Below are 21,041 nucleotides of genomic sequence, written 5' to 3'. Positions count from 1 at the left end.
TCTTCGCATGGAGGTGAAGAAAAACAACTGGAGTCTTTGTTTCACAAGGATGTGGTCAGGATTCCGTTTAATGGAGAGAAAGATGGAAATAGAAACAGCAACCGTCATGCACCGGACTCTGATTTTTGGAGCTGGAATGATTGTTGGAATAGTACTTCGGTGGTTTATGCCACACTGGTTTTCTCGGTGGTCAAGACGCTTTCGTAGCATTGCTCGAAGCGTTTTCCCCGGAAGAAACCTACGAGGTATTGAACGACGTATTGATTCACTGACAGAACGCTCAACACGAATGAACTCTGATATCGACGATATGAAGAGACTTCTTGTAAGGCTTCTTGATGCTGATACAAAAAAAGTTGCTACCCCACATAAAAATGGAATAGCAACCCCACAATAACCCCGTGAGCTATCAACTAACCCCTTAGTTGATAGCTCCTTTTTATAGGAATCAATATGGACGATACGAAAATATTTGAAGCATTGCAAAGGATTCTTCACTACCTCGCAGATGATTTGGAGGAGTACGAATTCGCGCGGTGTGAAGGAACTGCCTCTGAGAACCACATTGGAGAATCACTCCTGATTCTGCTTCGGTTCTTAAGAGAACGCGCAATCGGCACGGCTTAACATCTCTGCTGGAGGAGCAAAAGAGACAGGCCTTAGTTCTTCTTCCTCGCTACCACCACAAACCAACAACGTAAAGCAAATGGGGCTTTCACTCTTTAACCGGAGTGGATGCCCCATTTCTATTTTTAATCCCAAAGGAAATTTTATGAATAACTGCAATACAAAATACTTCGTCGGTGCAACCACCGTCGAAGAGATCAAAGCTCGCTACCGCCGTCTCGCAATGAATCTCCATCCTGACCGGGGCGGTGACGCTGAAGCGATGAAGGTGCTTAACCGCGAGTACCACGAAGCGCTTCGCAAATGTCACGGTACCACATCACAAAAGACCGCCGGAGGAGAAGAAGGAGAGCACACCTACTACTACAACCAGGCAGTCGAGCAGGCAGTCATAGACAAGCTCGATGAGATCCTTGGACTAAGCTTGCCCAACATTCGAGTCATGCTTGTGGGCACATGGATATGGATCGACGGCGAAACAAAACCGGTTAAAGACAGCCTTAAGTCCCACGGCCTCCGGTGGCACAACAAGCGAGCGAAATGGTACTGGCACGCAGGTTCTTACCGCCATCGGCACAGCGGCGGCGACTTTAGCGAACTAGCAACAAAATATGGCTATCGCGAGTTTGAGAGCGACAAGCGCCAAAAGCTCGAAGCCTGAATAAACCAACCCAAAAAAATGAGTAACCGAGGGTGAGGCAATCTGCATGATGCAGGTTGTCTCGCCCTCTTTTTGTAGAAGAAGGAGAGCACTTATGACAACGAATAAACCAAGAAGAGACACCACGCTTCTTACGGAGAACGATCTACGTCAGTTCACAGGAACCATGCAGTATTGGCGAAGCGGCAGCCCGTTTCATCCGTTCCTCTATACCGACGGAGTGCAGTATCTGGCCCAACACGGTGAAGCCTATTGGCTGCTTGATCTTATTGCCTCATGGCAAATAGAGCCTGCGGTAAGAAACGATCCGGTGCTCCTTGAAATGCAGTTTTGGACTCTTACGGTACATGAGAATTCATCAGCAGTTGCTATCTGTGAACGAGATTCAGACGATGTGGTGGTGAGACAAAAGATCCCCTACACCGACTTTCCACTGAAAGAAGTTCGGCTCTATCTCGCTCATGTAGGCAACTATTGGAACTATGATCCTGTGCAGGATGGGCCACGCGGCAATGCCAACTACGGAATACTGCTTCTACCAAGCGAGTATTAGCCACTCCACCCCAAAGCCGCCTTTTTCACTAAGGGCGGCTTTTTTGTGCCTGCTCGATTGAGCAATCATGGCGGTTGGGACAGTGGTACAGGCAGATGCTGGATAATCCAAATATGACGGGTGTTATACAGCAAACATTCTGCTTGATGCCTTAAAACTATGTATTGTCTGGTAGATGTACTGGATTATGCTGGGAGTGAATGGGTTCGTCTAGCATATCTGGCACTCAACTCAAAGTTAGCTATTCTGAGGCACGGATGCGTTACATACATTGCACCTATGATATGCACGCACCAGCAATCCTCAACATATTGAATGAGGCAATAGTTAATTCGACAGCATTGTACGACTACCAACCACGCACTCTTGAGAGCATGGTCTCGTGGTTCAAAACGAAGGACGCAGGTTCATACCCGGTAATTGGTGTTCACGACGATAGCAATCAACTGCTGGGATTTGCCAGTTATGGGGCTTTTCGTAGTTGGCCCGCTTACAAGTACACTATAGAACACTCGGTCTATATTCATAAAGAGCATCGTGGAAAAGGTCTCGGCATGGCGCTTATGCAGCGTTTGATTGAAGAAGCAAGAAGCCAACAGTATCACGTAATAGTTGGGGGCATAGATGCCACGAATCTTGCAAGTATTTCTCTACATGAGAAGCTTGGCTTTTCGCATGCAGGTACAATAAAACACGTGGGTTTCAAGTTTAATCGGTGGCTTGATCTTGCTTTTTATCAGCTTGTTATCGACACCCCGGCGGAGCCCGTCGACGGCTAACAAGACGTTGCAGTGAACCTCTTCACTGCACTCATTTTGGTGTAGAAATAGTTAACATCTCATACTAGTGTAAGGTCTTACCTAGCAAATCTTACGCTTAATACATATAGCGATCCTGCGTGGATCTTGAAAATCCGTAGTGCATGTGTCCCGCCTGCACAGGCAAGAGGCTCCTTCCGCCTGTATGAATCAATTCGGATTGCTATAATTGGAGGACTTCGCTAGTCCTCTTTTTCTTTGTCTATTATCGAATAGATTTTATTAGGATCTCAAGAATGTCTGAAACCGATCCACTTCATGAGTTTTGGGAGCAAAGACAGGCAGAATACGCTGTCAAGGTAAAAGCCCAAGAAGAGTTGGTTGCGTCACCTACTTATCAAAGTGAGCTATCTTTCATAGAGAGGATGACTAACGATGTCATTACGTTGCTCCGCCTTTGCTTGATGTACAGCGGTCGAGCAGGTGAGTACTCCGAGAATTCGCTGACTATCCGCTCTACCGATGATCTAGCCCAATCAATCTTGGCTATATGGAATTTAGTTCAACAAGGAATGCTTAACCCCGTTAAACGTGAACTGCGATATATAATTGAGAGTTCAGTTAAATATCTCTACGTCGATCAGCATACAGAAGGTATAGAGTCTCTCGCAAAGCTATCAGAGCGCTTAACTTTTCTAGAGACAAATGTTAACTCCTCAATCGATGTGAGAGAAGAGTTAAAACTATCCGCACTTCATCCAGATGATGCAAAGCAGTTTATTGATGAAATATATGATATTTATCGAGATTGTTGCGCTTATGTTCACCTATCTCGCAGACAAATAGAAGAGCGGTTGGATATGGTTAAGAGAGGGCGTTCACTTGGATTCGAAACCGCCAAAGAATTACAAAAAATTGGGCGATTAATGTTTCGTGTTTATGACGTTGCGCTTACCATGTACTTTCATGGCTATGACTTGTCGATGACTGGAGACATTTTTGTTGAAGTGCTTGATAACAAGCCAAAGTGGAAGTTTCACAAAGGTAAATATGTGAGTGTAGTTTCATCATATTTTGACTATAAGCACGAACGAAATATGCGCAAGTATGGTGAATCTAGACCTTGGTCACCTGAGGGTTGGCCGCCTAAACGACTATGAAGATGGATTGTACCCAAGGCCTAACAATCTTGGTGCAGCGTATTGACCGAATCAGTTTGGGTAGGATGCAAAGATGTTAGCAACCGACGATCAGAACAGTTAGACCTCAGAATCCATGGATCTCGTAGACACACTGAGAAAGAAGATTGTTGTTCTTGAAGAAGGTGAATACATTCCCGGACTGAAGGCGGTTCTACTGCACATAGAGACAGCCTTTCGCCATCTCGCGCGTGGGCAAGAAAGTGACGATGATACTGCCTTTACTGACGCTATCTATCGAACCAATCAGGCGTTCGAAGGAAGTGTCAAAGAGGCATACCGTGTACTTGCAGGACAAAACCCAGCAAAGAAGCGCCCGTACGATATTGAAAACTATCTCGAGAAGAACAACATATTTCGTAGCCGAGTTCTACGTCAGTTAACGACGTACCGTACTGAGTGGCGCAACCCTTCTGCACACGACTACAAGCTGGATTTCGACGAAAGCGAAGCATTCCTCGCGATAGTCTCCGTTTCTGCTTTCGCATGCCTGCTCCTAGATCAGATTGCTGAGCGTTTGGCATATATACGTTCTCAAGCGGAAGCAGAAGCGAAAAAGGTGGAACTGGCAGCTAACCTTGCAGAAACGATGAATGCCGATCTCTTAGTACGTGTGACAGATCTTCTTGCTCAGTTCTGTGCTATTCATCTGCCCTCCTCTAATTCGTTATCCGGAAAACCGACTGAATCACAAGTAATTGGCGCGCTCCATGGGTTCCTGGCTTCTGCTGCGCCAGAACTGAGCGTACTAACGGAGGCACGATTAGACACAGAGAAGCACTTTAGAGCCGATCTATTGGTTGCCCGTGAAGAGGAACGTCTTGTAATTGAACTCAAGAGACGCCTTTTGCGTCAGAGTTATGCAAATGCGGTTGCTCAAGTAGAACAGTACTTACTTGTCGGCGGCATTAAATGCGGCATTGTCCTCTTCTTACCAGATGCCCCGAGCGATATGGAGCGACTTGAATTAGCAGTTAGCAGTATAGGTGGGCGAATTGTCATCTTGTCACCTCTAGGATCTAACTTATCGCTTAACAGGACGGCTTCCGGCCCTAGTAAGCCTCCATCCGCCCATTAGCTTTGCCGTTACCCCCTCTCAGGAGCTTACCTTGCCATCCGAAAGCCTTCTTTCCTAAATTGATACTCAGTTTGCAAGCCTGTTCGTCATATCGGCGGCGTTTATGGCACTGTGTAAGATCACCCTGCCATTTGAAATCACAACTCTAGACGCATTCGCTGCGAAAACAAACCAAGAATTACACTTCGCGGCTTTATCGCTACTCAGCGCGTGCAAACCTTGGTTCACAACGAACTACCTTTGTCCGAGTCCTCAGTAATCGTCCAACGCCTGAAAATGGTGACAACAAAACAGCTACCGATCCTGTGATGGTGCCGCTCGGTAAACCTGAGGTATATAACCCCGGACTTTGATGTAGTGCTTATGCCGAGTGAGTACAGACCCTTGCTCCCCAAAGCCGCCTTTTCACAAAGGGCGGCTTTTTTTCGTGCTTGTGAGCGTCTTCTCTGAAACACACTTCAAATCACCGTTTCAAAAAAAGTTATTGCGCCCTCGCTTAAATTTCATTATTTCGACAAGCGAAGCTGCACTTTTTCGCTAAACATAGTTAAGAAGTGCACGTCATGTAGAGGGTAACGGCAACACTTCGGTTAAGGGACTAACCATCCCTCGATAAAAGAAGACAGGTAGCCACCTGTACCGTTGTCGAAACTCTTGGAGCTGGATACGAGGAGACTTGTTTGTCCAGTTCGAGGGAGGCTCAGTTGAGTAATACCGTTTGCCAAAAACGGGGCAATCCAATTGTTCTATCCCATGCCATTTACACAGGTTTCAAGGAAGTAGGGCGACCGAGACAAACCTCACCAAATAAAACGGTGAGGCCGTACAAGAGAAAGTGGGTGATGTTGATTAACTAATCCCCATAGGGGGGCTTGGCCTAAATGCTGCTAAAAACGCAGCACATGGTGGGCAACCCTATCCGGCGCAGGGAGTTTGGCGCTTCAGCGATGACGCCAATCGGAGGAAGACACCTCCGGCGTTCGCCAGAAATGACGACGGCGAATAGCTCAACTGTGAAAGGGGTGAAAACCCTTGTCGGTAAGTTTGTGGAGAGACGATGCCGAACCGTGGAAAAGGCGCTACATGGTAATTCGTGGTCACTTCTGCCTTCCGCACGAGGAAACCTGAAATGGGAGCGGATTCAATTCGCCCGTGTAGTATTAGCCCTGTGGATAGCAATCCACTACCAACGTGACTCTTCAAGCAATCTTTTGTGCTAATCGGGGAAAGTCTGGCAGGCCGGATGGTGGCTCATTCGGTGCCTGAGCAATTTGTCACTCAGGTGATTCAAAATGACCAGACTGGGAGTGTGGAGCAAGTAGGTGCTTGGCCTTTATAAATGGCTAAGGTGCACGCGGGGCAAGGCAGTCCCAAGGGCATTCACGGTGTCGAGATTTATTGATCGAGTTGGTGACTCCGATCTAGCGACACGTGTGACTACGAAAGCTCTGAGGAGGTTTTACCTCTCTACATGTTGAACTTTTTTTGTGGGCTAGCCGGTGGGCCTGAAATACAGCCCAGCGGCTAGCTAATTACTTCGTGCAGCTTTGTAGTTGATTTGTAAACAACGATGGTTTTTTCGATGCGCTAACTAAGTACCTGCATTTTTAGTAACTGTTACAGCTTATGGAAGGTGGGTGCGGCGGTTTGTCTGCGCGGTTCTCAACTTTTGAGCAATGCCGATGTTGATGATCACATCCGTCGTGCGCTCGTGGAGTGCTGGCGAAAAGGTTTTAGAAACGTCGACGCCGCTCGGAAACAAGCGGAAAGGGTTTTGAAAGATATAAACGGTAGCGCTGCTAGAAGGATTCACACACGAAGGGTTTTGGCTTTGCGGACTGAGCCCTTAATCAGTCCGTTCCTTCCTAACCAAGAGTTCTCACTTTGTGGAGGCTTTGAAGTGGTGATGAAACAGGCGGTGCCAACACTCGGCTTCTTCTTACGGCGGATAGCGATCGATTACATGCGCTACGGCTATTACCGATGGGCACTTCGTTTTATTCCACCCGAGCGCGATCCACAAACGCTCGATGCCAAGCTCAGGGAAGCTTACGGCGTCACTGCCTGCCGAACCACCCGGATGAGGCAACGGCGACGCGGATTGGCCGTGGTGCAGTATGTGCGGTGGGAACACACCTTTGTACTGCTTGCTACTGAGGGAACTCATGAGCAATTTGGTAAGCTCCGCAGCTACGATGCCAGAGAAGCACCGCTTCACATCGGAGCCTATGCGATCGGGGTGGATAGATCGCGAGTGGTCGTTGTTCAGATAAGGCAGCACGTGTGGCTTGCTATCTCAAAGCGCATCCACCTACACGCTTTAAGCGATCGCTCGACTTTGGAATCAAGGTTAAGCGCCCTCCCCTTCTATCGCTTCCCAGGAGTGATAGGGCAGCTCCGAGATCTGGTGAAGGCGGTAAACCAGCGGCGGCGAGTGGCAGGCCTCCCCTTAATCGTCATTAACTGTGGAACCAGGTGGGATGCTCATTCCTTCATCAAGCAAACTTCCCCAACGCTCGTGAATGGATGAGTGATCCTCTCCGGTATTCTCTTGGGGGTAGTCCTGCCAAAGTGTTGTGGTCTGCCGCAAGCTCTGAAACCGACCATCCCCCAGAATAAGGTGGTCGAGCACTGGGACGCTTAAAATTTTGCCGCACTGAAGCAGCTGCTTAGTGAGGGCTAAATCTTCAGGGCTCGGTTCGAGAGCACCCGAAGGGTGGTTGTGGGCCACAATGATTCGAACCGCCCGATGTCGGAGTGCTTCCCCGAAAATATCTCGTGGGTGAGCAAGGGTCTCTGTTTGAGAACCGATGGTAAGAACGCGCTTGGCCAGAAAGTGATGCCTGACGTTGAGCATGAGTACAGCAAACCGCTCCTCTGTTTCCCACATCAGATCGTGGGAAAGCAGGGACGCAGCAACATTCGGATCATCAACACGGGTTCGCACCTGAGTGGGCTGGATGAAAGCTCGTTTTCCTAATTCAATTGCCGCAATCACTATTGCTGCCTTCGCTGGCCCAACTCCTCGCATGGCCAGAAGCTCTTCCATCGAGAGATGCTGAAGCCTCCTTAGGGCGTCCTCACCTGCCTGGCTTAACTCCCCTAAAATCGAATGCGCTAAGTCAACTGCTGAAAGCCCCGTGCTGTGATGCCCACTGCCGAGCAAAATTGAGAGGAGTTCGGCATTTGAAAGTGCCTTAGGGCCATAAGCGGCGAGCCGTTGCCGAGGGCGATCCTCCTCGTACATGTCTTGGATACGAAGGGAGTGCTCGCGTGGCCCTGACAGTTCTGTTGCAGCGTAACGAGTAGATCCCTCAGATGAACTTTCTTCTTCACCAAAAAAAGAAAGCTGACTCCATTCCTCAACCTGATCGCGGCCCTCTTTGTCTGGTGCCAACGGTTCTGGCATATAGCTAGGTGAAGGATTCCTGTGTACGGATTAGGTACAAACCTTGCTGCTAGAGCGCTTATTACCAAACTTTGGCCCCTTCTCCTAGTTATTTTTAAGGCTAGACATCGGGAACGCTCCAGCCCGGCCCTTTTTGGCCAGATAGAGCTTAAGACGCTGCTCTTGAAGGAGAGCGCGATCGCTCATGACACTTCGGTACACTCCCTGACCGCTTAAAATTACGGCGATGTTGCGGTCGGGATGGAGGGCTAATAACCCGCGTAAGTACGCGGCCAACATTCCTGGTGACAGTCGGCTTTGAGGCCTTGCCATCACAGCAATACGATTAAACGCAGTGACCCCAATAATAAGCGTTGCCGTCTGGCGACTCGACACATCTTCGCCTAGCTGGTGGAGCTGGTGGCTCACAACATAGAGCATTGCTCCTTTTGGGAACGCGGCTATCTCGTCGGGAGACACTAAAGAACCAACGACCTGCTTGAGTTGGTGGTCAAACGTAAAACCTAAGCTGGTGAGATATCGACGGAGCGTGTCTTGAGAGATATCTATCTGAAGGGTACGCCGTACAACCTGAAGCAGGTCGGGGAATGTCCAAAGGTAGTCGGGCTCTTTTCTCCTGCCGACTATTGCCTCTGTGATGCTCGCAAGTAGATCACGCTCTTTAAGTTTCTGCGGTCGACCAACTGGTCGCTTGAGCGATGTAACCGTGACCGGTTTGGGAACAACCGGTCCCTGAAGCAGAATTTCTATGACCGAATCGCTATCAAGGGATAGTTGCTGACAGATTTCAGGGGTGGAAAGCCCTCGCTGTCTAAGTGTTAAAACTGCGTGTTGAACTCCTTCTTTCATCTAAAGGACAACGCTGCACAGACAAAGTAATTTTGCGTCAAAATTAGTGAGTGTTCCACAAGCTAGCAAGTAAAAAAATCAAACTTCAAACCGATGTTTTGTAAATTTTTTCATGTTTATTAGCTTCTTGCGGAATTCCTTGTTGACTAAAACCGCCTTCACTTTAAGACATTATTTAGGTGTGGAACAGTCTCGAATTAGGCAGCTTGTAGACGCTTTCCATCCTTGGCAGAAAGTTCACGCTTGCGGGTAATAGACCGTGTTTCCCAGGTGATAATAAACATGGCCTTTGCGGGTAATAGACCGTGCCTACTGGCAACAGAATTCGATCCATAGAAATACAAAAACATCATTTTAGCGTCTCTTTAATGCCAAAAGTACGTTAATTTCATTTCCTCAGCGCTTCTTTGTACTGGTGATTAGTTATGTTGAGGAGCATCAGGAGAAGCTTGGATCCCTACAACGTAATACATAGGGAGTAATGTGCGGGTAATAGACCGTGTTTTCTTCAAAAAAGGCCAATGTTCAGGGAGGCGCTCAGAAGCGCTGTGGCTTGTGATTCACGTTCATCCCTACCCTCACCCCTAACAGCTCTCTTTTAGAGCGCCTTAAGAGGCATTCTAGCGTTTCTAAAAGCAAAGAACTTGATAACCCTGAAGCATAACTTAGAGATACGTTGAATTTTCTGTTCCAAAGTTCTTGTGTTCAAAGATTTTCCTCATTCAGGCTGTCTTTTTCCCCTATCTTCCGAAAAATAAAAAAATCTTACTTACTTGAGGGCCGTCTCCCTCGAAGTTATCCACAGGGGCCTAGCCCGTTTAAGAAGATAGTTTAATATGTTTAAGAGAGTTTAAGGGTCAGCAACTGATTGATTTCATTATCGAATACACCGCTTTTTTCCGGTAATAGACCGTGTCTGTGCGGGTAATAGACCGTGTTCTTGCGGGTAATAGACCGTATTGAATGCGGGTGATAGACCGTATCGTGATCTGAGGTTATCCACAGGAGCCGTGGCCTAAGTTCTCTCATTGGAACAACGTTTTTGTCGTTTCTTAAGATGGTCAGCTTGTGTCATGGCAGGTGACTATTATTAGCCCTTTAATGTGCGGGTAATAGACCGTGCCGTGCACCATGAAGCAAGCATCGGAGCGACGTCTCTCCGCGTAAAAAGTGGGCAAAGTGTAGGTACCCACTAGAAGCTAACCGGCTTGAGTACTACGCGAAAGAACTGCTCATCAAGAACGGCGCTAGAAAACCTCGAAACGGTGAACGTAGCCATGCGTTTCCCTCCAGAAGAATCTGAGAGGAAGGTATGAAGAAGAACAAATAACATGAATGCTTTAAAGCAAGGCCTTTTACGTCGAGATTAATAAAACTGCTTCTGTATCTCGGAGCGACATCGCTCCGAGTCCTTATCGAGCCACCCGAACAGGCTTCTGTGCCACCTTCCTACACCACGCAAGAAACGCCGCGTCAGGGTCATTGAGCACAATGTCGTTTTTCTTAGTCATCTGTCGCCAGTCATCTTCAAGCGAGTAGATGTCATACCCTGGGGCAATCTTTTTTGCCTTCTCATACGTGGTTGTCTTCAAGCAGAGAAACTGTGCTTGAGGTAAAGGCAGGGTCTCAGGAATAGCCTTCGCAGGAGTCCCTTCCTTACGAGCAAAAAGAAGCTCTTGAGAATTCGTTTTTTGAATTTGTATTTCGTAATCAAGAAGCTTCCCTTGCTTTGCAATATCTCGAATGGCTGTTGCAAAATCGGATGGGCGTTGAGAACTTCCTGAGCGTTCATAGAGCGTTTCAAGCCGCCACTTCCATCCTTGAGCGCCATTTCCTGCTTGCTTGCGGATAAAGCGGTATAGCCAGCGCTCAATGCCCCCCGTAAGCAGAAAGTAATCAGGGTGAAGTGAAAGAATAAGAGAGCGGTCGCGTACTGCCTCAAAGAGCCACTCGGGGAGCACTACGGTCACATCTCTGAGCCGACCGCGATCGTCTCGATCAATATGAACATAATCAAGCCAACTAAACATGACGGTCTGTCGTTCAGATGACCGAATGGTCGTAACTACGTTGGTGTTCTTGAGGCGAGCAATTGTATCTTCTAACCGCTTGTACTGTATTCCTCCTGCATCTCGCCTGGCGCTTTTAAGGAAAGCATGGCGGTGAAATCTGACCTGTCGTGAGACTGCTTGCCCTTTATCAATTGCCTCTCTGACCTGTGACAAAAGCCACATAATGAGATCCCAATCCCAAATGTTTGCGATACCGTACGGTGCTCCACCAGTAACGGTAATCTCAACGCCTTTCCCGCGATAGATAATGGGAGCTACCCGAGGCTTTTTAGAGAGACTAAGAAACGGAACCTCCATTGCGTCCTGAATATCTCGGGTCACAATGTCGGTAAAAACCGCCGAGAAAAGCTCTAGCTGGGCATCTTGCTGAGGGGGCTTGCGTAGTGCCATAGACCCCGTCCTGTAGCTTACTTTTCTTTAATCCTCAAGCTATTTTATCACTGTAACCGGAACCACGAAATCTCTAAAGCTATGGTTATCCCTATTGGTGATTCAATAGAGAACCACTATAGTTTGTCAGCGACATAATCTTCGGAGCGACGTCGCTCCGAACGAAAAAAGAAATTGATGAAGAGCGATCTCTTTACCCCAGTGGTGTTTTCAAATTCCCAACCCCACGAGACTATGTGCCAAGCAACAGGGCCTCAATGCCGCATATAATTGCCCTCTTCAACATGTCTGGTGGGGTTGGAAAATCAACATTGACCATGAATCTTGGATACCACCTCGCGGTTGAGCATAAGAAGCGGGTGCTCCTGATTGATATGGATCCTCAGGCATCACTTACAACGTTCACAGGCATCGCTCCATTTGACCTTGAAAAAACGATCTATCACAGCTTACTTAAGCGTGAGCCGTTGCCGATACAAAAAGATATTTGTGGATGCGATCTTGTTCCTGCAAACATTTTTCTTGCACAAGCTGAGTTGCAGCTTGCCTCAGAACTTCGGCGTGAATACAAGCTGTCCGACTTGATCACAAAAAAAGCGTCTCGCTACGATTTTGTTTTGATCGACTGCCCCCCTTCCCTTGGGCTTCTTTCAGTTAACTGCCTTGTCGCGGCAGACTTTCTTTTGATCCCGATCCAGACCGAGTACAAGTCGGTTGAGGCAACCATTAACCTGCTTCAGACCACGCATGAAATTGCGGGGCAAGTTAATCCCAGCCTCAAGGTAACTGGTGCCATCCCGACTATGTATGACGAAAGAACATCTCAATCGAGACGAGCACTACAAACTATTGAAGAGGTATTCGCTTCCCTACAAGACAATCCAAGTTTCAAGGGAGCAAGGGTATTTCCCCCTATTCCACGACGCACTGACTTTGCCAACGCAACTGCCGAACACCTACCCCTTGCCCAGTATGCTCCTCGACATCCCGCCCTCGAACCGTTGGAAGTGATCGCGAAAGCGTTGGTGAAAAGCAGCCTATGAAGAATAAGAAGAAAGCGGATACCGGTTCATTTAGTCTGGCTGGTAGAGGGATTCTCTCCTCTTTCGTTTCTGGTTCACTGGCCCACGCCGCGCCACCTGGGGCGCAAGAGCAGGATGAAGCTCAGCCGCTGCAAGCTACTAAACCTGGTGCCACCACGAATGACGATAGAGATACCCGGTGGCTTCCTGTGGACGCGATAAGGCCTGGAGTCTTTCAGCCCCGCCAGTTCTTCTCAGAGGAAGGTATCACTAATCTCGCTACTTCTTTCACGGAGCAGGGATTTCGCGGCGCGATTAACGTTCGCCCTTTGGGCAATGGATCCTGGGAACTCATTGCTGGCGAGCGACGATGGCGAGCGGCGAAGCTCGCTGGGCTGACCGAAGTTCGCTGCATCGTTGATGAGTACACTGACGAAGAAGCTCTTGAGTTTGCCCTCATCGAAAACCTTCAGAGAGAAGACCTAAGTAAGCTCGAGGAGACCGAAGGGATCCTGAAGCTCATTGAGGTGAAGTTAAAAATCCCAAAGGAAAGGGTACTCGCCATTATCCGAACAGAGGGCCACTCCGATAAGCGTGGCCTTCGGAGCGACGTCGCTCCGAGCGATGAGCTGGGGAGGATAGAGGCGGTGCTTTCGTCTTTTGGGGTAGAGCTTCAAACATTCCGAACCAAAAATTTACGGACGCTTACCTTGCCCGATGACCTCAAAAAAGCTCATCTGGAGCGAGGGCTCTCATACTCTGTTGCCCTGGAACTACTCAAGGTCAAAGACGCCTCCAATCGAAAATTGCTCCTTGAGAAAGCACTCAAAGGAAAGCTGTCGTTTAGAGAAATCCGTGATCGCGTAAAAGCAGCGATGGTGGATTCGGATGAATCAAGCTCACTTGCAGGGGTAGGGGAGAACTCCCTTGTAAAAAGGCTCGCTGGTATAGCTAAGCGGCTGAAAACAGGAATTAATCTGCCAGAGCGATCTCTTAAGAGGAAACAATTGGAACGACTGCTGGGAGAGATAGAGACACTGCTTGGGGAATCCGGAGCGACGTAGCTCCGAAGAAGCGTCGTGACCGCGAGGAGTCGGATGAAGGGTGCTATCACTTAAGGCAAGGGCTCAATTACGGGACGCAGTTCCTCTAATGGCACTGGTTTCGGCCACTTTCTCAGAACTCGGGCACAAAGAGTTCGCGCTTATTACCCGCGTAATGGCGGTAGATCACCTCGGGCGAGTTACCCACTAAACGAGCTACATCTTTCGCATCAAGTCCATTCTCTAAAGCGAGAGTAATGAAGGTATGGCGGGTCTGGTAAGGCTTACGGTACTCAATACCGAGTCCCTTGAGGACTGGCTTCCACACCGTCTTTCGAAATGATGGCGTATTTAATATGCCTCCAGAGTAGCCTGGAAATATCAAGGCTTCTGGATCCGAACCCTGTGGCTTTATCTGAGCCAGGAGCTGCTGAACAATCCCATTACAGGGGAACCGTCTTCTTTCCTGGGTTTTTAGCCCCTCGCGCAGCTGTTGCCCTTCCTTCGTGCTGATGATTGCTTGCTCAAAGGTAATAGTCTTCAGGTCTCTACTGATATGCTTCCACTGAAGCGCGATCGCCTCACTTGGGCGACACCCTGTCAGGAAGAGAAACTTGATGTAACCGTAGTAGAAGGAGTGCTTATACCCGGAGTGTTTGTTACAGAATGCGTTCTCCTCAATCGCTTGGAGAATCGTGTCTCTTTCCTTGGGGCTAAACGGGAAGACGTCCGTGTCTTCATCATTCTTCTGGGCCTTAGGAGGCCTAATTTCTTGAGCCATACCCTCAAAGGGATTCTCAGTGATAGAGCCTGACTTAAGCGCCCACCGACAGCAAGCATTCAAGCGAACGATAAATCGCTTGCAAGACTCAACCGGAATTTGCTGGAGAGCATAATCCCTGATCTCAGCAGCTTTCTTAAGTTCGTGGGTCGGGATGCGCTCAAGATAGCCGGTGTAGGTGCCATAGACGTGATACATGGTGTTGGGCGAACACTGGGGCCGCTTGTACTCCACATACTGCATCCAAAGCTCCATTAGGGACGGAACCGGTAGTGGATCCTCATCTTCAGGTTCATTGACTGAAAGGGCAGAAGCTGGCTTGTACTTAGCCAGGGTCTCATCAAAGTTTCCCGAGATGATATCGAGCCGGATTTGATTGGCTCGCATCTGCGCCAATTCCCGCGTTTCGCGGGTATCTTCAAACCCGAGCGATAGGTATCTCCGTTTGCCTTGGTAGGTGAAGACCAGCTGCAAACGGCCATTAGAGGTTTTGACCTGAACGGTTCCTTTAGAAGATTTGCGCCGACGAGGTTCAGCGTTCCTTAAACCACTCGGAGGGCCTTGGTGAGAAGTATTGAACGACATGGGAGAAATGGGGTAGGGGATGGAGCGAATTACCCCAATCCTACCCCAATAAACTAGTCAACCTTGCCCAACCCTGCCCAACGTCAAGCAAAAACTAGAACAATGGCACTAACTTTTTGGTGGGCCTAAAAACGTTAAAACCCCTGAAAGCCTTAGCATTCAGGGGTTTTAATAGTTAAAGCGGGTGGGGGGAATCGAACCCCCATCATTAGCTTGGAAGGCTAAGGTTTTACCACTAAACTACACCCGCGAACCAGTTGTTATATTACCACAGGTATCTGCCCGCTGAGCGTTTGTGACGCCCCACCGATGGACTGAGATAGCGGGTAGGCTAACCATCTCAGCCCCTTTTGATGGATACGATACCGGATGCTTTGGGCTAAATCTTTATAATGGGGCACTTAACCGTCGGCTAGTGACGGGACGGGTTGTCTTCGGTCAACGGAGTCCTAAGGGGTGAACGAGGGGACAAGCAATGTCTCAGGGTTAGGTTGGGTGGTAGGGACTGGTTGGCTGCTGTTGTTTAACAAGTTAGGGTTTGCCTGTGTCTGCATCTGCATCGACAGCATATTTATTGGTTTTTCACGGTAGCCGCGACCCCCGACCCGGGCAGGCCATGGAGCGCTTAGCTCACTTCGTGCGATCGCAGGAGGCCGGGCTCTGGGGAACCGGCAGCCGATCTAAAGACCGCAGCGATAGCCGACGCTCTGCCTCCGCCCGATTGGCCAGCGGTGAGGCATCGCTGCTGCTGCGGCGCAGTACTTCCCCAGACGGGGAGAAACCGGGCCAAGACGTTTCTTTCTTAGGCACAGCTGGCCTTTACCGGGCCAAGGTGTCGGTGCCCGACGCAGTGAATGGGCCACTGGTCGGAACGGCCTGCCTAGAGACCGAGGCGCTGCCCCTGCACCGACAAATTGTTGAGTTTAGCCGTCGGGCCTGTGCCGCCGGGGCGCAGCGGGTGCGACTGGTGCCCCTGTTTTTGCTGGCCGGGGTGCATGTTATGGAGGATATTCCGGCTGAGGTCGAGCAGGCTCGCCAGGCGCTGCCGAGTGTGACTTTGGAGGTTTGCTCCCACCTGGGCAGCCACCCCGGCCTGAAAGGGCTTTTGCGCCAAAAGCTGCAGACAACGGCGATCAAAACTCCCATTCTGCTGGCCCACGGCAGCCGCCGACCAGGGGGCAACGACGCCATCTGTACCATGGCCCAGGCGCTGGGAGGAACGGCGGCGTTTTGGGCCGTTGCCCCCAGCCTAGAGGCTCAGATCATTCACCACATGCAGACTGGGGTACAGCGGGTTGCAATTTTGCCCTACTTCCTGTTTGCGGGTACCACCACCGATGCGATTACCCACCTTACCGAAGATCTGGCCGAGCGCTTTCCGAAGATGGGGTTTCACCTGCTGCCGCCCCTGGGGCCTTCGCCAGAACTCGCCCGCCTGGTCATCGACCTGGCCCTAGACCGGGTGCCCGCCTGGGGGCAGCAGGCCCCGGTTCCGATGCAGCGAGTGGCCTTCCGCCACGGAATTCATTCCTCAATGGTGTCATAGGCCCAGACATGATTGGAGCCCCGCTACTGGGGGTGATGGTCCCAAGTGGCTGGTCTTGGACCATCGCCCCCTAGCCAACAACGGTCTATTCTTAAGAAATAGTTAAGGCATCGCGCCGTCCCTTTCGTCACTACTGGTTGAGTTCTAAGCACGCTTATGGTGTCAGCCGCTTCTGGGCCTCATAGGGGCCAACCCTACGGCAAGGTATATCTGGTGGGAGCTGGCCCTGGCGATCCGGGCCTGTTTACGCTGCGGGGTAAGGGGCTGCTGGAGGGGGCCGATGTTGTTATTCACGATGCCCTGGTCAGCGCTCCCATTCTGGCGATGATTAACCCCCAGGCCACTGTCATCGATGCGGGCAAGCGCCGAGGCCGTCACTCCCTGGCCCAGGAGGAGATCAACCAGCTAATTGTGGACCAGGCCAAAACCCATGCCGTGGTCGTGCGCTTAAAGGGGGGCGACCCCTTTGTGTTTGGGCGCGGTGGCGAAGAAATGGCGGCCATAGTCGCGGCTGGCATTGCGGTCGAGGTGGTGCCAGGCATTACTGCTGGGGTGGCGGTACCGGCCTACGCGGGCATTCCGGTAACCCACCGCAGCCAGAGTTCGTCGGTGACCTTTGTCACCGGCCACGAGTCGGCGGGCAAGTACCGCCCGCAGGTCAACTGGCGCGCCCTGGCTCAGGGGTCTGAAACGATTGTGGTGTACATGGGCATTCACAACCTCGGCACCATTACCGCCGAACTGCTGGCCGCCGACCTCAGCCCCGATACGCCCGTTGCCCTGATCCGCTGGGGTACCTACCCTCACCAGGAAACACTGATTGGCACCCTTGCGACAATTGTGGCCCAGGTGGCTGAGACCGGCTTTGAAGCGCCAGCGATCGCGGTAATTGGCCATGTCGTCAGCTGGCACGAGGTATTTAACCACTGCCGCCCCACCGGCACCATTTGGCCCTAGGTCGTGTCATCAATTATCGCTACAGTCTCTACCCTATCAGCGTGGCCACGTCTGACCCCAAGAACAGACTGGGGGCTGTAACCGCTGATTCGTAGGCTATCGGCAGTTACTTAAAAACAGCCCCTAGGGCTGTTCAGCGGCCTTCAAAAAGTCCAGCACCTCGTCGCACCAGTCGATCCAGTCTTGCTCGTAGCGCATACCCCGCCGCAGGGTGAGGTAGCGGAACTGCTCGGTCTTGGGCGGGTGGGCGATCGCCTTATACAACACCTCCATTGCCTGAAACTCGGCCAGCTTGGCGGCGTGTAGCTGGCGGCGACGGTGCAGCTCCTGAATGAGAAGGGGTTCTGACACAAAGGGGGCGGCCAGCACCTTCACCAGCAGGTCTTCGCGAATGGGGGTGGGTTCGCTGGGCTCGGCGTACCAGCGGGCTAGCTCAGTCCGGCCAGGGTCGGTAATGCCGTAGATTTTTTTGTCGGGCTTGCCCACCTGGGGCACGGTTTCGTGGGTGACCCAGCCCTGCTGCTCCATTTTGCTCAGCTCGCGGTAGATCTGCTGCTGGCTGGCCTGCCAGTAGCAGCTGACGCTTTCTTCAAACCGCTTGCTGATGTCGTACCCGCTGAGAGACTCACGGGAGAGCACCGCCAAAATCGTGTGGGACAGGGCCATGGGGTAGGGGCTTGTTTGCCCATTGACATACTCAACTGTTTGAGTATACCCTTTGGGCATAGTATTCAACAATTTGAATATCTATTTGTTGAATACCTACTTATTGAATAGTGCTCTGTTGTCTAGGGCACACCTGGCTCCGCATTTTGCTCACCTCTCTAGTCAAAGGTGCCGCCATGACCGACGCTCCCGCTTCAGTTGATTTAGTCTCTGCCCAGCCTCGCCCCGCTCCAGCTACGGCCAACGATGGAGTCAGGCGACGCGGGTGGCGGCGGCGGCGCTGGTGGGTGGTGCCCCTGGTGACGGTGCCCCTGGCGGTGGGGGTGGGCCTGCGGCAGCTCAGCCCGACCGACGCGATCGCCGATGCCCCGCCGTTGCCGGTCGAGACCGTCGCGCTCGTGCCGGTCGAGGGCTATACCGTGGAGCGCCAGTACACGGGCGAACTTGTGGCTCAGCGCAGTAGCGCTCTGGGGTTTGAGCAGGGCGGTACGGTGGTGGCGGTGCTGGTGCGGGAGGGCGATCGCGTTGTCGCTGGTCAACCCTTGGCTCGCCTCGATCGCCGCAGTTTAGAAACCCAGCGCCAGCAGCTCGTCGCCCAGCGCGACCAGGCCGTAGCCACCCTAAACGAACTGCAGAATGGCCCCCGCCAACAGTCGATCGCGGCGGCCCAGGCAGCGGTGGGCGACTTGCAGCAGCAGCTAGCACTATCGCAGACCCAGCGCGATCGCCGCGTCGATCTCTACGACCGAGGGGCGATTTCGCGTGAAGAACTCGACCAGCAAACCTTTGGCACCGGAGCGCTAGAAAACCGGCTGGCCCAGGCCCAAAGCGAGCTAAACGAGCTGTTGGCTGGCACTCGCCCCGAGCAGATTGCGGCGCAGACCGCCCGCCTGCGCCAGCTAGAGGCCCAGATTCAATCGGTGGATGTGGACCTGTCAAAAACGGTGATTACGGCCCCCTTTAGCGGTCGAATCAGCGATCGCCCCATCGACGAAGGCGTGGTGGTCAGCGGCGGCCAGACCGTACTGCAGCTCAGCGAAGGGGAGGCACCCGAGGCCCGCATTGGGGTGCCTGCTGATCGCGCTCAAACCATAGCCGTGGGCAGCGCACAGACCGTGCAGGTGGGCAACCGTACTTTCCCGGCAACCGTCACGGCCCTGCTGCCCGAGTTGGAAGCGACCAGTCGCACGGTGACGGTCGTGCTGCAGCTAGACATCGCCGAGGATCTCACCCTGGGCCAAACCGCCCGACTTGTTCTACAAGACACCCAGCCCACCGCCGGATTCTGGCTGCCCTCTACCGCCCTGGTGCAGGGGGAGCAAGGGCTGTGGTCAGTATATGTGGCTGAACCCAGCCAAGATGCCGCCGCAGTGGCTCGCCAGCCCGTGGAGATTGTGCACACCGAGGGCAATCGGGTGCTGGTGCAGGGGCTGGTCGATGCGGGCGATCGCGTCATTACCGCTGGCACCCATCGGGTGGTGCCCGGTCAGGCGGTCAGCGTTTCTAACTAAGGGCATTTTCCTATGCCAGCTTCTGTAACCGGCCGCACCGGGCTACTCGGTAGGTCAACCCCCAGGCGCTTTTTCCGACTTTCGAACGGCGGTAGGACATTGCAGAGAGCCGATACACTTGCGGTAAGTTCGTACAACTTTCTACGCGAGGTAAATGCTATGGCCGGGGTGCCAACGCCAGGACTAGACCTGATCAAAACCTTTGAGGGCCTGAGTTTGCAAGCTTACCCAGATCCTAAAACTGGCAACTTGCCCATTACCATCGGCTGGGGTTCGACCCGCAATCGCAATGGCCAGCCCTTTAAGCTGGGCGATCGCATTAGCCGGGAAGAAGCCGACGAACTCCTGATCACGCAGGTGGCCAACACCTACCTGCCGCCCCAGCAGCGCATTCCCGGCTGGAGCAACCTGAACGCCAACCAGCAGGGCGCAATTCTGAGCTTCGCCTACAATCTGGGGGCCAATTTCTACGGAGCCAGCGGCTTTGAAACCATTTCACGGGTGCTGCGCAATCAGGACTGGCAGAACGTTGAAGCAGCTCTAATTCTCTACCGCAACCCCGGCACCAATGTGGAAGAGGGGCTACTGCGCCGCCGTCTCTCGGAGGCCAACGTATTTCTGGCCGGTACGCCGGGGGTGGCCCTCAGCGCCGCCGGGCAACGATATCTAGCCGGCGGCCGGACTTCTGTGCCTGGTTCTAGGCTCAGCCGCGAGGCCCAGACCTATTTGGCCAATCGGCCTACCGTATCGGCAGGCGGTACGGGCGGCGGTTCGGGGGGCGGCGGCGGTAGCTCTGCCGTGACTCCAGGGTCTCGCCTGTTGGCCTTGGCCAACCCTTACCTAACCGGGCAGGATGTGCAGCAGCTCCAGGCTGACCTGGTGCGCTGGGGAGCACAGATTACCCCCGACGGGGTGTTTGGCCCAGCCACCAAGCAGGCGGTAGAACAGTTTCAGCGATCGCAGGGCCTGTTCGCCGACGGCATTGTCGGCCCCCAAACCTGGGCCTTTCTGCAGCGGCAGCCGACTCCACCTGCGCCGCCGTCGCCCGCACCGTCGCCCAATCGGCTGCTGCGGCTCACCAACCCCCTTACCACCGGGGCAGATGTGCGCGCCGTGCAGCAGGCTCTAGCCCGCGCTGGAATTGCCCTTGCCGCCGACGGCAGCTTCGGCCCTGCCACCGATCGCGCCGTGCGCCAGTTTCAGGCCAGCCGTGGCCTAACCGTCGATGGCATTGTCGGCTCCCGCACCCGCGCCAGCCTAGGGGTTTGAATGGCATAAATCTTTCTTTTATTTCCCCAGCACGGCCACACGGGTACACCCCCCACCCGCTAAGA

Annotated in this window: 17 protein-coding genes and 1 tRNA gene; 11 read left to right on the top strand and 7 right to left on the bottom strand. The window is 52.2% G+C overall.

Features of this window, described 5'->3' with window-relative positions:
* The first annotated feature begins 772 nt into the window (after window positions 1-772).
* The 5 genes from IQ265_RS03940 (at window position 773) to IQ265_RS03920 (ending at window position 4,876) form a co-directional block, all read left to right on the top strand.
* A complete protein-coding gene (locus tag IQ265_RS03940; protein WP_194050881.1) occupies window positions 773-1,288 on the top strand; it encodes a hypothetical protein in 516 nt (171 codons plus the stop codon).
* Window positions 1,289-1,382: 94 nt separating this feature from the next.
* On the top strand, window positions 1,383-1,841 hold the full coding sequence (locus IQ265_RS03935) for a DUF6876 family protein (protein ID WP_194050880.1): 459 nt from the start codon (window positions 1,383-1,385) through the stop codon (window positions 1,839-1,841).
* Window positions 1,842-2,098: 257 nt separating this feature from the next.
* Window positions 2,099-2,620: a GNAT family N-acetyltransferase gene (locus IQ265_RS03930; RefSeq protein WP_194051134.1), complete on the top strand. Its 522-nt coding sequence runs from the start codon at window positions 2,099-2,101 to the stop codon at window positions 2,618-2,620.
* A gap of 275 nt (window positions 2,621-2,895) precedes the next feature.
* Window positions 2,896-3,759, top strand: coding sequence for a hypothetical protein (locus IQ265_RS03925; protein ID WP_194050879.1), 864 nt, complete (start codon window positions 2,896-2,898; stop codon window positions 3,757-3,759).
* A gap of 115 nt (window positions 3,760-3,874) precedes the next feature.
* A complete protein-coding gene (locus IQ265_RS03920) occupies window positions 3,875-4,876 on the top strand; it encodes a hypothetical protein (protein WP_194050878.1) in 1,002 nt (333 codons plus the stop codon).
* A gap of 1,624 nt (window positions 4,877-6,500) precedes the next feature.
* On the opposite strand, the gene IQ265_RS03915 is transcribed toward IQ265_RS03920, so the two are convergent.
* From IQ265_RS03915 to IQ265_RS03900, 4 genes are all read right to left on the bottom strand, one after another.
* Window positions 6,501-6,689 (bottom strand): hypothetical protein, encoded by a 189-nt coding sequence (locus tag IQ265_RS03915; RefSeq protein ID WP_194050877.1) that lies wholly within the window; start codon window positions 6,687-6,689, stop codon window positions 6,501-6,503.
* A gap of 636 nt (window positions 6,690-7,325) precedes the next feature.
* Complete coding sequence (gene radC, locus IQ265_RS03910; RefSeq protein ID WP_347404907.1) at window positions 7,326-8,285, bottom strand: DNA repair protein RadC; 960 nt, start codon at window positions 8,283-8,285, stop codon at window positions 7,326-7,328.
* Between the two features lie 84 nt (window positions 8,286-8,369).
* Window positions 8,370-9,134 (bottom strand): hypothetical protein, encoded by a 765-nt coding sequence (locus IQ265_RS03905; protein WP_194050876.1) that lies wholly within the window; start codon window positions 9,132-9,134, stop codon window positions 8,370-8,372.
* A gap of 1,412 nt (window positions 9,135-10,546) precedes the next feature.
* Window positions 10,547-11,596: a replication initiator protein A gene (locus IQ265_RS03900; protein WP_194050875.1), complete on the bottom strand. Its 1,050-nt coding sequence runs from the start codon at window positions 11,594-11,596 to the stop codon at window positions 10,547-10,549.
* Window positions 11,597-11,853: 257 nt separating this feature from the next.
* Between IQ265_RS03900 and IQ265_RS03895 the strand changes: the two genes are divergently transcribed.
* Window positions 11,854-12,639, top strand: a complete 786-nt coding sequence (locus IQ265_RS03895; RefSeq protein WP_194050874.1) for a ParA family protein — start codon at window positions 11,854-11,856, stop codon at window positions 12,637-12,639.
* A complete protein-coding gene (locus tag IQ265_RS03890; protein ID WP_194050873.1) occupies window positions 12,636-13,682 on the top strand; it encodes a ParB/RepB/Spo0J family partition protein in 1,047 nt (348 codons plus the stop codon). Before IQ265_RS03895 ends, IQ265_RS03890 begins: the two co-directional genes overlap by 4 nt.
* Before the next feature lie 112 nt (window positions 13,683-13,794).
* Here IQ265_RS03890 and IQ265_RS03885 read toward each other — a convergent pair whose 3' ends face one another.
* Both IQ265_RS03885 and IQ265_RS03880 read right to left on the bottom strand, forming a co-directional pair.
* Window positions 13,795-15,027 carry a site-specific integrase gene (locus IQ265_RS03885; protein WP_194050872.1) on the bottom strand — a complete coding sequence of 411 codons (1,233 nt, stop codon included), beginning with the start codon at window positions 15,025-15,027 and terminating at the stop codon, window positions 13,795-13,797.
* A 179-nt stretch (window positions 15,028-15,206) separates the two neighbouring features.
* Window positions 15,207-15,277: transfer RNA gene (locus IQ265_RS03880), tRNA-Gly, on the bottom strand.
* Between the two features lie 366 nt (window positions 15,278-15,643).
* Here IQ265_RS03880 and IQ265_RS03875 point away from each other — a divergent pair.
* Window positions 15,644-16,573, top strand: a complete 930-nt coding sequence (locus IQ265_RS03875) for a sirohydrochlorin chelatase (RefSeq protein WP_194050871.1) — start codon at window positions 15,644-15,646, stop codon at window positions 16,571-16,573.
* Between the two features lie 156 nt (window positions 16,574-16,729).
* Complete coding sequence (gene cobA / locus IQ265_RS03870) at window positions 16,730-17,530, top strand: uroporphyrinogen-III C-methyltransferase (protein WP_194050870.1); 801 nt, start codon at window positions 16,730-16,732, stop codon at window positions 17,528-17,530.
* A gap of 123 nt (window positions 17,531-17,653) precedes the next feature.
* Here the strand turns inward: cobA and IQ265_RS03865 are convergent, their stop codons facing one another.
* Window positions 17,654-18,196: a PadR family transcriptional regulator gene (locus IQ265_RS03865; RefSeq protein ID WP_194050869.1), complete on the bottom strand. Its 543-nt coding sequence runs from the start codon at window positions 18,194-18,196 to the stop codon at window positions 17,654-17,656.
* Between the two features lie 176 nt (window positions 18,197-18,372).
* Here IQ265_RS03865 and IQ265_RS03860 point away from each other — a divergent pair, with 176 nt between their 5' ends.
* The gene (locus tag IQ265_RS03860; protein WP_194050868.1) at window positions 18,373-19,707 is read left to right on the top strand and encodes an efflux RND transporter periplasmic adaptor subunit; all 1,335 of its coding nucleotides are present in this window, start codon (window positions 18,373-18,375) and stop codon (window positions 19,705-19,707) included.
* Window positions 19,708-19,866: 159 nt separating this feature from the next.
* Window positions 19,867-20,976: a peptidoglycan-binding protein gene (locus IQ265_RS03855; protein ID WP_228037547.1), complete on the top strand. Its 1,110-nt coding sequence runs from the start codon at window positions 19,867-19,869 to the stop codon at window positions 20,974-20,976.
* Window positions 20,977-21,041: the final 65 nt, after the last annotated feature.

It is taken from the genome of Nodosilinea sp. LEGE 06152 (genome assembly GCF_015207525.1).
Lineage (GTDB): Bacteria > Cyanobacteriota > Cyanobacteriia > Phormidesmidales > Phormidesmidaceae > Nodosilinea.
The sequence above is the reverse complement of the archived record's forward strand: the minus strand, read 5'-3'. Positions and strand labels throughout refer to the sequence as shown.